At 67.7% G+C, this 14,131-nt stretch carries 2 protein-coding genes; both read left to right on the top strand.

The genetic code is table 11. The annotated features are described in order from the left end of the window. The first annotated feature begins 85 nt into the window (after positions 1–85). A complete protein-coding gene (locus V3H56_RS11050; protein WP_338474602.1) occupies positions 86–10,303 on the top strand; it encodes an amino acid adenylation domain-containing protein in 10,218 nt (3,405 codons plus the stop codon). After that, on the top strand, positions 10,300–14,130 hold the full coding sequence (locus V3H56_RS11045) for an amino acid adenylation domain-containing protein (RefSeq protein ID WP_338474601.1): 3,831 nt from the start codon (positions 10,300–10,302) through the stop codon (positions 14,128–14,130). The genes V3H56_RS11050 and V3H56_RS11045 overlap by 4 nt, the downstream gene beginning before the upstream one ends. The last annotated feature ends 1 nt before the right edge of the window (position 14,131 follow it).

The following is a 14,131-nucleotide window of genomic DNA, read 5'->3' as shown; positions in this document are numbered from 1 at the left end:
GCGCCCGCGGGGTCATCACCTGACCCCAGCGGGGCGCCAGACCGACGCTCACTGTTTTCAAGCCTTTGAAATGGACCAAGCAAGCATGAACAACATCGAAGACATCTACTCCCTTTCGCCGACCCAGCACGGCCTGCTGTTTCACAGTGTCTTTGAACCGGACTCGCGGGTGTACTACCAGCAACTGACCCTGGAAATGAACGGCCCGCTGCAACTGGGCGCCTTTCGCGGGGCCTGGCAGGCGCTGATGCAACGCCACGCGGTGCTGCGCAGTGCGTTCCTGTGGGAAGAGCTGGACGATGCCTATCAGGTGGTGCAGCAGGACGTCGACCTGCCCCTGACCGAACTGGACTGGCAGGGCCGCGCCGACACGCAAGCGGCCCTGGAGCAACTGGGCCTGGAGCAACGGGCCCAACCGCTGGAACTGAACGAGTCGCCGCTGATGCGCGTGTGCCTGGTGCGCCTGGCGCCCGAGCGCTGGCACCTGATCTGGACCTTCCATCACATCCTCATGGACGGCTGGAGCGTCGGCATCGCGGTCCAGGAATGGCTGGCGCTGTACTACGAACAAGCCCACGGCCGCCCGGCCCACCTGGCAGCCACCCGCCCTTACCGCGACTACATCGCCTGGCTGGCGGAACAGGACATGGCCGTCACCGAACAGTTCTGGCGTGAACAGTTGCAGGACCTGAGCGAACCGACCCCACTGCCGTCCTTCGCCACCCGCCAGGCCGCGCCGTCGGGCGCGCCGTTCGCCGAGCGGGAAAGCCGCCTGGACTCAGGTGAAACCGAGCAACTGACCCAGTTCGCCCGGCGCCATGACCTGACCATCAACACCCTGATCCAAGGCGCCTGGGCGTTGTTGCTGGGCCAGCACGCCGGACGCGACGACGTGGTGTACGGCGTCACGGTCGCCGGCCGGCCGGAGAACCTGGCAGCGGTGGACAGCACCGTCGGGCTGTTCATCAACACCCTGCCGCTGCGGGTGCAGTGGGCCGAGAGCCCGACGCTGGTGGACTGGCTGCAACAGTTGCAGCACGCCAACAGCGACCTGCGCCACCACGCCTACCTGCCGTTGGGCAAACTCAAGGCGATGACCCGCATTGCCGCCGAGCAGGCGTTGTTCGACTCGATCCTGGTGTTCGAGAACTTCCCGGTGACCGATGCCCTCAACCAGGACACCGGTGGCTTGAGCTTCAGCGCCCCGGCCAACGACCAGCAGGTCGACGGCCTCACCCTCACCCAGGGCCGCAACCACTTCCCGTTGTCGCTGATCGTGATGCCGGACACCCAACTGCACTACCTGATCAGCTACGACCGCAGCCGCTTCAGCGACGCCGAAGTCGCGGTGTTGTCCACGCAGTTGCGCGCGATCCTGCTGGCGATGACCAGCCAAGCCCAATGCCAGGTCAACCGCCTGGAATGGCTGGACGCCGAAGAACGCCAGCAATTGTTGGCGCAAGGCCGTGGCGCGCAACTGCCCGTGCCCCTCGAATGCCTGCACCAGCGCTTCGAACAGCAGGCTGCCCGTTGCCCCGAGCACCTGGCGGTTCGCGATCACCAGGTCGCATTGACCTACCGTGAACTCGATCAGCAGGCCAACCGCCTCGCCCACTGCCTGCGCGCCCAAGGCATCGACCAGGGCAGCGTGGTCGCACTGGCCTTCGAGCGCAGCGCCGATTTCGTGATCGCCCTGCTCGCCACCCTCAAGGCCGGCGCGGCGTACCTGCCCTTGGATATCAAGCAACCCGCCGGGCGTCTGGTCGACGTGCTGGTGGACAGCCGCGCGGCGCTGCTGCTTGGCGCCACACCGTCGCCCTTGCTCAAGCAACTGGCCGAACATACCCAGGCGTTGTGGCTGGCGGAACAGGCCGACACCCTCGCCCGTCAACCCGACACGCCACCGGCCGTGGCCCACAGCCCGACCGATGCGGCCTACGTGATCTACACCTCGGGTTCCACCGGCACGCCGAAAGGCGTGGTGGTCGAGCACCGCGCCATTGTCGACTACCTCACGGCGGTGCACGCCGTGCTCAACCCGCCGTCGGCCGCCACCTACGGCTTGCTGTCGAGCATTGCCGCCGACCTCGGCCACACCCAGCTGTTCGGTGCCCTGTGCAGCGGCGCCAGCCTGTTGTTGGTGGACGAGGACAGCGGTTTCAGCCCGCTGGCCCTGGCCGAGCTCTTCGACCGGCACCCGGTGGATGTGCTGAAGATCACCCCAAGCCACCTCGCCGGCCTGTTGCAGGCGCTGCCCGATGCGCGGCTGTTGCCGCGCTCGCTGCTGGTCTTCGGCGGTGACGCCCTCAGCCCGGCGCTCCTGGAGCAGGTGAATCACCTGGCGCCGGGGCTGAGGGTGTTCAACCACTACGGCCCGAGCGAAGCGACGGTCGGCGCGATTGCCACCGAACTGACCCCAGGCCTGCGCAGCATTGCCCTCGGCCGACCGCTGCCCAACCGCCACTTGCAAGTGGTCGATGGCGACGGTCGCCTGACCGCCACCGGCGTCAGCGGTGAGCTGCTGATCAGCGGCGCCCTGGCCCGGGGTTACCTGCACCGCGACGACCTCACCGCCGAACGTTTCCACCTGGATGCGCAACAGCAGCGCTGGTATCGCACCGGTGACCGCGTGCGCTGGCAAGTGGACGGCCAACTGGCGTTCCTCGGCCGCGTCGACAGCCAGGTGAAGATTCGCGGCAACCGCCTGGAGCTGGGGGAAGTCGAGGCACAGATCAAGCGCCTGTCGCCGCTGATCGAGCAGGCCCTGGTGCGTGCCGTGGAACTGGACGGCACCCTGCGCCTGGTGGCCTGGCTGGTCGCCAGCCAATCGCTGTCCGCCACCAAGCTGCGCAACGACCTCAGTGCCCGCGTGCCGGACTACATGGTCCCGGCGCACTTCATCACCCTCGATGAACTGCCCCTCACCCGCAACGGCAAGGTCGACGTCCAACGCCTGCCGACCCCGCAAAAGCCTACCGAAGACAGCGCCAGCCACGTGGCCCCGCGCAACGACGTCGAGGCGCTGCTGGCCGAGATCTGGCAGGACGTCCTGAAGCTGGAACGGGTCAGCGTGCACGACAACTTCTTCGCCCTTGGCGGCGACTCGATCATCAACCTGCAGATCATCGCCCGCGCCAACCAACAAGGGCTGAAACTCACCCCGCGTCAACTGTTCGAGAACCGCACCATCGCTGACATCGCCCGGGTACTGGGTGCCGACGCCAGCCAGGGAATGACGGACAACCTCGCCGAAGGCTACGAACTGCCCCTGGGCGCCGGCCAACGGGCCCGCCTGGAACAGGGGCCGCTGGACGCCACCTGGCGCTGCGTGGCGCTGGCCCAGGCCCTTGACAGCGAATTGCTGGGCCAGGCGATCAGTGCGTTGCAGCAACACCACCAGGCTTTGCGTCTGGCGCTCAAGGCCCTGCCCGAAGGCCAATGGCAACAACGGGTGCTGGGCGCGGCCAAGGCGTCGGTCATCGGCAGCGAAACCCTGGCCGCCTGCACGCCGGTGCAGTTGCAGCGCCTGGCCCAGGCCGGTGTCGATGCCCTGGAGCTGGACGCCGGCCAGACCTTGCATGCCCGACTGCTGGACGTGGCCGGCAAGCCATTCTTGCTGTTGGCCGCTCACCCACTGAGCGTCGACGAAGCCTCTTGGTCACTGCTGCTGAGCGACCTCAACCTGGCGCTGGCGCAACTGCGCTATCAACGGCCGGTGCGCCTGTCCTATGGTGGCGGCGACTTCACCCAGTGGACCCGGCACCAGCAGGACCACGCCCAAGGGGATGCCCTGGACGAGGCCTGGGAGCACTGGCTGCAATACGCCGGTGCCGATACCCTGCAACTGCCTGCTAGCCAGGCATCGGCCGACCTGGTCGAACAGGCGCTGCCGGCCAGCCTCTCCAGCGACCTCAAGCGCGTGGCCCAAGTGCTGCAACTGGACTGGAACAGCCTGTTGGCCGCTGCCGTGGCCGAACAGTGCCGTGAGCACGGCGGCGCCGGCCTGCTGGCGCTGAGCGTACAGGGTGGGCGCCCCGCCGCCGAACGCTTGCCCGTCAATGCGCCGATTGCCGTGGCCGACCTGGAACCGGCCCGCATCCTCGGCCCGTTGGACCTGGCGGTGCCGTACTTCCTCCAGGCCGAAGGCGACAACCTGCTGCAACGCGTGCAGGCGCTGGCCGCGCAGTGGCGGGCCTACCCGCAGCACGGCGTCGACTACGGTGCCCTGCGCTACCTGTCGGACAACGCGTACCTGCAAGAACCCCTGCGTGACCTGCCGCCGGCAGCCGTCGCCATTCGCTGGCAGGGCAACCGCGACAGTCACCGCGAAGCACACGGCATCCTGGCCCAGATCGAGGCTGCGAGCCCATTGCCGGCAACGAGCTGCCCGCTGACCCTGGACGCCTGGTGGCAGGACGGTTGCCTGCACGTGCGCTGCCAGGGTGCCCTCGCCGCCACCTGGGCGCCGCAGCTCGTGCAACGCTTGGGCGAACTGGCCGGGCTGATCAACGCCGCCGACCTGCGCCCCGCCAGCCAGGCCTTCCCGCTGTGCCACAAGCAAGCGGCGACCCTGGCGGCCGAGCCGCTGGACTGGCTGAACATCGAAGACGTCTACCCGCTGTCGTCGATGCAACAGGGCATGCTGCTGCACACCCTGCTGCAACCCCACAGCGGGATCTACCTGATGCAACAGCGCTACAGCTGGGACGGCGTGTTGCAACGCCCGGCGATGGAAGCGGCTTGGCAACTGTTCCTGCAACGCCACCCGATGATGCGCACCGCATTCTGGTGGCAGGACGACCACGAACCGCTGCAATGCGTCTACCGCCAGACCCATGCGGCGTTCGACTGGCAGGACCTGCGCCATCTCGATGCCGAGCAGCAACGCCTGGCGATGGACCAGGCCCTGGAAACCCAGCGTCTGCAAGGCTTCGACATGGCGTGTGCGCCCCTGACCCACCTGCGGGTATTCCAACTGGATGAGCGTCGCTTCGCCGTGGTGCGCAGCTTCCACCACATCCTCACCGACGCCTGGTGCTTCGGCCTGCTGATGGAAGACCTGCTGGCGATCTACCAAGCCATCGTGCGCGAGGAGCCGGTAGCCCGTCCGCGCCTGCGTTCGTTCCGTGGCTACATGAGCTGGCTGGAGCGCCATGACATGGCCGCCGCCCACGCTTTCTGGCAGGCGCAGATGGCCGGTTTCAGCGAACCGACGCCACTGCACGTGGACAGCCCCGTGGCGCGCCCCGAACAGGCGCCGGAACAGGTGGGTGACTTCGACCAGACCCTGAGCATCGCCCAGACCCAACGTTTGCAGCAGCTGTGCCAGCAATACCAACTGACGCCGAACACCTGGATCCAGGGTGCCTGGGCGCTGTTGCTGTCGCGCTACAGCGGCAACCGCGACGTGCTGTTTGGCGTCACCGTGGCCGGTCGTCCCACCGACCTTGCCGGCGTCGAGGAAATGGTCGGGCTGTTCATCAACAGCCTGCCGCTGCGGGTGGACGTCGACCCGCAAGCGCCGGTCGCCGACTGGCTGCAAGCGCTGCTGTCGCACAACGCGCAATTGCGCGAGCACGAAAGCGCGTCGCTGGTGGACATCCAGCGTTGCAGCGAAGTACCCCGCGGCCAGCAACTGTTCGACAGCCTGGTGGTGTTCGAGAACGCCCCGCTGGACATCAGCAGCGTGCAACTGGATGCCTTCAGCATCGACATCTATGAAGACCGGGTGCACACCAACTTCCCGATGACCGTGGTGCTCTACCCCGGCGATCGCCTGGGCATTCGCCTGTCCTATGACAGCCAGCGCTTCACCACCGACACCGTGCAGCGCATGCTCGGCCATCTGGTGCAATTGCTTTCCAGCATGCTCGACCAGCCACAGGCACCGCTGGGCAGCTTGCAGATGCTCCCCGAAGCGGAGCGCCGTCACTTGCAGGTCGAGTGCAACCCAAGCACCGTCGACTTCCCGCTGGAGCGTGGCTATGCCTCGCTGTTCGCCGACCAGGTCCGTCGCCGCCCGCAGCACATCGCCGCGGTCTGCCAGGACCAATCGCTGACCTACGCCGAACTGGACCGCCGCACCAACGCCATCGCCCACGCGCTGCAACAGGCTGGCGCCGGCCCGGAAACCCTGGTGGCGCTGTTTGCCGAGCGTGGCCTGGCCCTGCTGACGATGATGATCGCCACACTCAAGGCCGGCGCCGCGTTCCAGGCCCTCGACATCCAGCAGCCGCCGGCCCGCCTGGCGGAGCTGCTGGACCTCGGCGAAGCCCCGCTGCTGCTGGTGTGCGACAGCGCCAGCGCGACCCTGGACAACGTCCTGCCACAACTGCGTCGGCAACCCACCTGCCTGATCGCCCAGGCGCTCTGGCAAGGCAGCGAGGCACCGGCGGTCACCTATGTCCACGACCCCGACCAACTGGCCTACGTGATCTTCACCTCGGGCTCCACCGGCACACCGAAAGGGGTCATGGTCGAGCAACGCGGGATGCTCAACAACATGTTCGGCAAGGTCCCGAGCCTGGGCCTGGGCGAGCACGACCGGATTGCCCAGACCGCGTCGGCGGCGTTCGATATCTGCGTGTGGCAGTTCCTCGCCGCACCGCTGTTCGGCGCCACCGTGCAGATTCTTCCCGACACCCAGGCCCATGACCCGGTGGCCCTGCTCGACGCCGTCCAGGCGCACGGGCTGACGCTTCTGGAAACCGTGCCGGCGCTGATCCGCGGCATGCTCCAGGAAAGCCAGGCGCACCATACCCTGGCAAGCCTGCGCTGGTTGCTGCCCACCGGTGAAGCCTTGCCACCGGCCCTGGCGCGGGACTGGTTCGCACGCTTCCCGACCATCGCCCTGATGAACGCCTACGGCCCGGCGGAATGCTCGGACGATGTGGCCTTCCACCCAATCACCCAAGCCCCGGCCGACGACTGCCTGCACATGCCTATCGGCAAACCCACCGCCAACAACCAGGTGTTCGTGCTCGATTCAGCACTGCGCATGGTGCCCATCGGTGTTCCCGGTGAATTGTGCATCGGTGGCGTCGGCGTGGGGCGCGGTTACCTGCGCGACCCACAGCGCACCCGCGAAGCCTTCGTCCCGCACCCGTTCCAGGCGGATGCGCGGCTGTACCGCAGCGGTGACATCGGCCGGCTGCGCGCCGATGGCGTGCTCGAATACCTCGGCCGCCGCGATCAGCAAGTGAAGATCCGCGGCCACCGGATCGAACTCGGCGAGATCGAAAACCGCCTGATGCAACACCCGGCAGTGAACAGCGCGGCCGTCCTGGCGCTGCCCGACACCCGGGGAGCCCTGCAACTGGTCGCCTGGTACGTGCTGGACAGCACCGCCGACCTGGGCGACGAGCCCGCGCCACAGGTGCTGGCCGCTTACCTGGGCGCGCAACTGGCGAGCTACATGGTGCCGGCGCGCTGGCTGGCGCTGGAACAATTGCCGCTGAACGCCAACGGCAAGGTCGACCGCCGCGCCCTCGCCGCCCGCGGTGTGCCCCAGGCCGAGACCAACGAAGCATTGTGCGTGGCCCCGCGCACCGAAACCGAACAGGTCCTGGCGCAACTGTGGCAGGAGATTCTCGGCCTGGACACGGTCGGCGTGCACGACGACTTCTTCGCCATCGGCGGTCACTCGCTGTTGGCGACCCAGGTGCTGTCGCGGATTCGTCGACGCCTGAACGTGAACCTGCCGCTGCGCACGCTGTTCGAGCGCGGCACCCTGGAGCAGTTGGCCGCCGCGGTGGACCGCCAGCGCGAGGCCCCGGTCGAGTCCGCGGGCGACAGCGACATCGCCCTGGCGCCACGGCACCAGCCGTTGCCGTTGTCGTTCAGCCAGCAACGCTTGTGGTTCCTCGATCGTTTCGAAGGCCCGAGCGCCGCCTACAACATGAGCAGCGTGGTGCGGCTGCGCGGTGCGCTGGACATCCCGGCGCTGCAAGCGGCGTTGCAAACCGTGCTGGAGCGCCATGAATCACTGCGCACCGCCTTCCAGCTCAACGGCGACCAGCCTTGCCAAGTGATCAGCCCGGCCCCCGTGGTCGACCTGACGCCGACCGAGCTGGCCCCGCTCGACGGCGAGCAGCAAGCGCACACCCTGCAACGCCTGATCGACGAGCAGGCCGGCACCCCATTCGACCTGCAACAGGCGCCGATGCTGCGCGCACGGTTGCTGCGCCTGGGCGCGGACGATCACGTGCTGCAACTGGTGCTGCACCACATCGCCACCGACGCCTGGTCCATGGGCATCCTGGTGCAGGAGCTGATCACCGGCTACCAGGCCTACACCCGTGGTGCGACCCCGGACTTGCCGGTGTTGCCGGTGTTGCCGGTCCAGTACGCCGACTACGCCTACTGGCAACGCAGCGAAGCGCAGCAACGCCAACTGGCGCGGGCCATCGACTACTGGCGCCGCCAACTGGACGGTGCACCGACGCTGATCCCGCTGCCGCTCGACTACCCGCGCCCGGCGCGTCCCGACTACCAGGGCGCGGCCCTGGAGCAACGGTTCAGCCCGGCCCAGGCGCAGGTGCTCAAGGCCTATGCGCAACAGCAGCGAGCGACGCTGTTCATGGTCCTGCTGAACGCCTTCAACAGCCTGATGCAGCGCGCCACCGGGGCCAACGACTTCATCGTCGGCACCGACCTGGCCAACCGCGAACACCCGGCGCTGGAACACCTCATCGGCTTCTTCGTCAACGTGCTGCCAATCCGCGCACGCCTGAGCGAAGGCGAAGGGTTCGACGAGCGCCTGCAACGCCTGCGTGAAGACTGCCTGTCAGCCTTCCAGCACCAGCAGGTGCCGTTCGACAAACTGGTCGAGGAACTGCAACCGCCCCGTACGCCAGGGGTGAACCCGCTGGTCCAGGTGCTGTTCGTCATGCAGAACACGCCCACCGGCAATGCCAGCCTGGCCGATCTTGCGGTGGAGCACCTGGCGCCGCGCCAGGAAAGCAGCAAGTTCGACCTCGCCGTGTTTGTCGAGGAAGACGAAGCCCAAGGCCTGAATGTGCGTTGGGTGTACCGCACCGGCGTGCTGCAGGAAGCGACCGTCAAGCGCCTCGAACAGGGCTTCGAAAGCCTGGTGGAGCGGATCGCCTCGGCTTCCGGGCAAGCACTGGACGATTGGTCCTGGCGCTTGGCGCACCCTCAGGACAGCAGCGCGCCGGCCCAGCCTGAAGCACCGGCCGACGACGCGACGGCACGCAGCGCGCGCAAGCTGTCCAAGCTGAGCAAGCTCAAGCAGACCCGGGCCACCGCCGTCAGCCAGTTGGCCCACGAACAGGTGCGCACCCGCACGCTGATCGCCGGGCAGCCCCTGCCGCTGGTCATCGAACCGCTGCTGGGCGACCTCGACCCGGCGCACTGGGCGCTGCAAGCCCGGGCATGGATCAACGAGCAATTGCGCACCCACGGCGGGCTGCTGTTCCGCGGCTTCAACCTGCCGGACGCCGCCGCTTTCGAGCAGTTCGCCCAGGCCATCGAACCGGACCTCTACGGGACCTACGGTGACCTGCCGAAGAACACCTCCGGCAAGAACATCTACCACTCCACGCCGTACCCGGAACAACACATGATTCTCTTCCACAACGAGAGCTCGCACCTGCCGCAGTGGCCGCGCAAGCAGTGGTTCTATTGCGAAACACCTTCGCCGGTGGGCGGCTGCACGCCGATCGTCGATTGCCGCCAGGTGCTGGCGCGCCTGCCGGACGACATCGTTGCCCGCTTGAAGAGCCAGGGCCTGCTCTACGTGCGCCACTTCACCGACAAGCTGGACGTGCGCTGGCAGGACTTCTTCAAGACCCAACAGCGCGAGGAAGTCGAGCGCCAATGCCAGGCATCGGGCATGCGCTGGGAATGGCTGGGGGCCGATAACCTGCGCATCGCCCAGCACTGCCCGGCCATTGTCGAGCATCCCGAGACCGGCGAGCTGTCGTTCTTCAACCAGGTGCAATTGCACCACACCGCCTGCCTGGAGCCTGAAGTGCGCAGCAACCTGATCAATCTGTTCGGCCCGCAACACCTGCCGCGCAACGTCTATTACGGCGACGGCAGCGTGATCGAAGACGCGGTGATGGACGTGATCGGTGCGGCGTACGAAGACTGCGCCGTGCGGTTCGCCTGGCAAAAAGGTGACATGGTGATGCTCGACAACATGCTGGTGGCCCACGCCCGCGACCCGTTCGAAGGCGAGCGCAAGATCTGTGTCGCCATGGGCCAGATGATGCGTCGTGACCAATTGAAGGGGGCTTTGCCCGACGTGCCGCCGCAGCCGGCGGCGGAGGTGCAGGCATGAGCGCCTACGAAAAGCGTGAAGAAGCGTTCGCCCTCTCGCCACAGCAACGCAGCCAGTGGCTGGGCGGTTTGCCGTCGGCGCGCCTGGAGCTGGAGATCAGCGGCGCGCTGGCCCTGGAGCGCGTGCAGCAACGGCTCGCCGCGCTGAGCGCCTGCCACGAAGCGCTACGCCTGCGGGTACGGCCCGAGCCGGGCCTGTTGCTGCCGTTGCAGGTGGTGGAGTCGGCCGTCACCGCACACGACGCCATCCGTGTCGAGGTGCAATCGGTGGGGGCCGATCGGCATCGGCTCAGCCTGCAACTGCCAGCCCTGGGCGCGGACCGCGGGACCTTGCTGCGCCTGGCCCAGGCCTTGGCTTGCGCGCAGGCGCCGACGGTCGACGACGAAGCCATGACCTACACCCAATACAGCGCCTGGCTCTACGAATTGCAGGCCGACGAAGACGCCGAGCATGGCCGGCGTTTCTGGGCCACCCAGGCGGTGGACCCAGCGGCCACCGGCGAGCTGTTCTACCGCCAGGTGCGCAGCGACCGCGCCGCCACCCCGGTGACCACTCGCCTGCTCGCCAGCCCGCTGTTGAACGCGGCCCTGGACAGCTTTTGCCAGCGCCACGATGCATCTGCCGAGCAGGTGCTGATGACCGCCTGGGCCGTGTTGCTGCAACGCTTGAGCAGCGGCGACAGCCCGGCCCTGACCTTGAACTGGGTCCATGATTGCCGCGACGACTACGAAGAACTCGCCGACTGCTGGGGCCTGTTCGCCAAGCCCCTGCCCCTGCGCTGGCAACCGGCCCCCGAGAGCTCGTTCGCCCAGGCCCTGGCACACCTGCAAAACCTCTGCGAGCAAGCCACCGAATGGCAGGAATACTGCGGCGTCAGCACCGCCCAGGCATCCGAAGCGTCGCACTACGGCTTCCAGTGGGGCGCGCAACTGCCCGAGCGGCTCGACGTCCTGGGCAGCAGCGCCTCGACGCTCACGGTACTGGACGCCCACGCCATCCCGGCAGGCATGGAGCTGCTGTTGGTGGCTGAAACGACGGGCAGTGGTTATCGCCTGAGCCTGTCTCACCTGCCGAACCGCTACAGCGAACAGGCCGCCGCGATGCTGCTGGAACAGCTGCAGTCGCTGCTGCTCGATGCCCTCGCCAACCCTGCCACGCCGCTGTCGGCGCTGTCGTTGCAGGCCCCGAGCTTCGCCGCAACGCTGGCGGCGCTACAGGGCCCACTCGACAGCGCAGCGGTGTTGGCCAGCGTACCGGCGCGCTTCAGCGCCTGCGCCAGCCAATACCCTCTTCACGTGGCCCTGCGCGACCACCATGGGCATCTGGACTACGCCGAGCTGGACGCACGCAGCAACCAGCTGGCGCATTACCTGCGGGCCCAGGGTATCGGTCGCGAAGACCGCGTGGCGCTGTACCTGGATCGCTCGGCGCCGATGGTGCTGGCGATGCTCGCCGTGCTGAAAAGCGGTGCCGCGTTCGTGCCGCTGGACGTGCATCAACCCGCCCAACGCTCCCTGGCCATCCTGCAACAGGCGCGACCGGCGTTCATCCTCAGCGGCGCGGCGGGCCCGGCACCCGCCCTGCCCGCCGTCGCCAGCCTCGATTTGCGCGAGGAAACGCTCTGGCAGCAAGGTCCGAGCCACGCACCGGAGCACGAGGTCCAACCCGCAGACGCCGCCTACGTGCTGTTCACTTCCGGCAGCACCGGCACGCCCAAAGGCGTCATCGTCGAGCACCGCCAGCTTGCCAGCTACGTCGCCAGTGTCTCCCGGCGCCTGCACCTGGCGGCCGGCGAGCGCAGCGCGGTGGTCACCTCGCTGGCCGCCGACCTGGGCTACACCTTGCTGTTCCCGGCGCTGCTCAGCGGCGGCGAACTGCACCTGCTGGACAAGGAAACCGCCATGGATGCCCAGGCCTGGGCCACGTGGCAGGCGCAGCATCCGGTCGATCACTTGAAGGTCGTACCGTCGTTGCTCGACGCCTGGCTGATTCACGCCCAAAGCGCCGCCGTGCTGCCGCGCAAGCAACTGATCCTCGGCGGTGAAAACTGCTCGCCCCGCCTGCTGCGCAGCATTCGCGAACACGCGCCGGCCCTGACGATCTTCAACCATTACGGCCCCACCGAAACCACGGTCGGGGTGGTGATGCACCAGCTCGAACCGGCCGTGGACTATCGCCGCCTGCCCCTCGGCGACCGTCTCGACGGCATGCGCCTGCACCTGCTGGACGAGCAACTGGCGCCCGTCGCCCCCGGCCAAAGTGCCGAGCTGTACATCGCCGGCCCGCAACTGGCGCGCGGTTACCTGGATGCACAACAGGACGCCGGACGGTTCATCGAGTCGGCGCAAGAGCCCGGCGAGCGCCTGTATCGCACCGGCGACGTGGCGCGCTACCTCCATGACGGCAGCCTGGAGATCGCCGGGCGTGCGGACCGCCAGGTGAAGATCCGCGGCTTTCGCGTGGAACTCGACGAGATACAGGCCCAACTGGCCGGCCTGCCCGGTGTGGCCCAAGCGGCGGTGGAGTGCATTCCCCGTGGCGAACTCGGCCAGCAATTGTTCGCCTTCATGACCCTGGCACCCGGGCATTCGACCAGCGTCGCGCGCTTGCACGGCCAGGCCCAGGATTGCCTGCCGGACTACATGCTGCCGACCCTACGGATCGTCGAAGCGTTGCCGCTGATGGGCAACGGCAAGCTCGACCGCAAGACTTTGCAGCAATGGGCCGACAAAGTGCTCGACACGGTCGGCAGTGCCTTGCCGCGCACACCGCTGGAGGCCCTGCTCGCCGAGGTCTGGGCGCAGGTCCTGGGCCTGGAGCGGGTGGGCATCGACGATGACTTCTTCGAGCTGGGCGGCCATTCCCTGGCGGCGGTAACGCTGGCCAGCCGCTTGCAGACCGCCCTGTCGGCGCCAGTGACCGTCAACGCCGTGTTCAACGCGCCCAGCGTCTCGGCGTTTGCGGCGCTGGTGCAGGCCGAGTTGAAACTGTCGCCGCTGGTCAGGCTGTCGCCGCCCGGCGTCGAAGCGGCCAACCTGTTCTGCTTCCACCCGTCCACCGGCCATGTGCAGGACTACCGCGCGCTGTTGGCGCCGTTGCAGGCCCGGAACCTCTGGGGCTTGCAGGCGGCCTACCTGGCCGAGGACAGCACGGCGCTGGGAGGCGACATCGAGAGCCTCGCCGCGCTCTACGTCGAACACCTGCGCCAACAGCAACCCCACGGGCCTTATCACCTGCTGGGCTTCTCCCTCGGTGGACTGCTGGCGATCGCCGCGGCGGCGCGCCTGGAAAGCCTGGGCGAACAGGTCGCCTTCCTGGGCATCATCGACTCGCAATACCAGCACCAGGCGCCGGAGGACAGCGTCCAAGCGCTGCTGGAATCGGCGGTCGAGGCCTTGACCCCCGACAGCCAGGCGCTGATGCGCCAATTGCCGGCGCCGCTGATGAGCGCGTTGACCGCGCAACTGGATGCCCTGCCTGCGGCGGCACGCCTGCCGGAACTGGTGCAGTGGGCGCGCCAGCAAGGCTTGCAACTCGATGGCGACAGCTGGGAACATTTGCAGACGCGGCTGCGCTACCAGCAGCATACCCAGCACTTGCTGGCCAGCTTCAAGCCGGCCCGGCTGAGCTGCCCGGTGCATGTCTGGTGGGCCAGCGACACCCTGGCCCAGGCTGACTTTGCCGATCCACACTGGGAACGCCTGAGCAGCGGTTCGCTGACCCGCGACGTCATCCCGGCACAGCACCTCACTGTCCTCGAACAGCCCGCCTTCCAGCAGCAACTGGCGGCGCGTCTCGAGGCCCTTGCGACACACGGAGCGGTTTGAA

Source organism: Pseudomonas sp. MS646, from assembly GCF_036693845.1.
Classification (GTDB): Bacteria; Pseudomonadota; Gammaproteobacteria; order Pseudomonadales; family Pseudomonadaceae; genus Aquipseudomonas; species Aquipseudomonas chlororaphis_E.
This window is presented reverse-complemented; position numbering and strand designations above follow the sequence as displayed.

Excerpts from the sequence above, each read along its gene's own strand:
- V3H56_RS11045 (WP_338474601.1), top strand. The coding sequence starts at position 10,300 with ATGAGCGCCTACGAAAAGCGTGAAGAAGCGTTCGCCCTCTCGCCACAG.
- V3H56_RS11050 (WP_338474602.1), top strand. The coding sequence starts at position 86 with ATGAACAACATCGAAGACATCTACTCCCTTTCGCCGACCCAGCACGGC.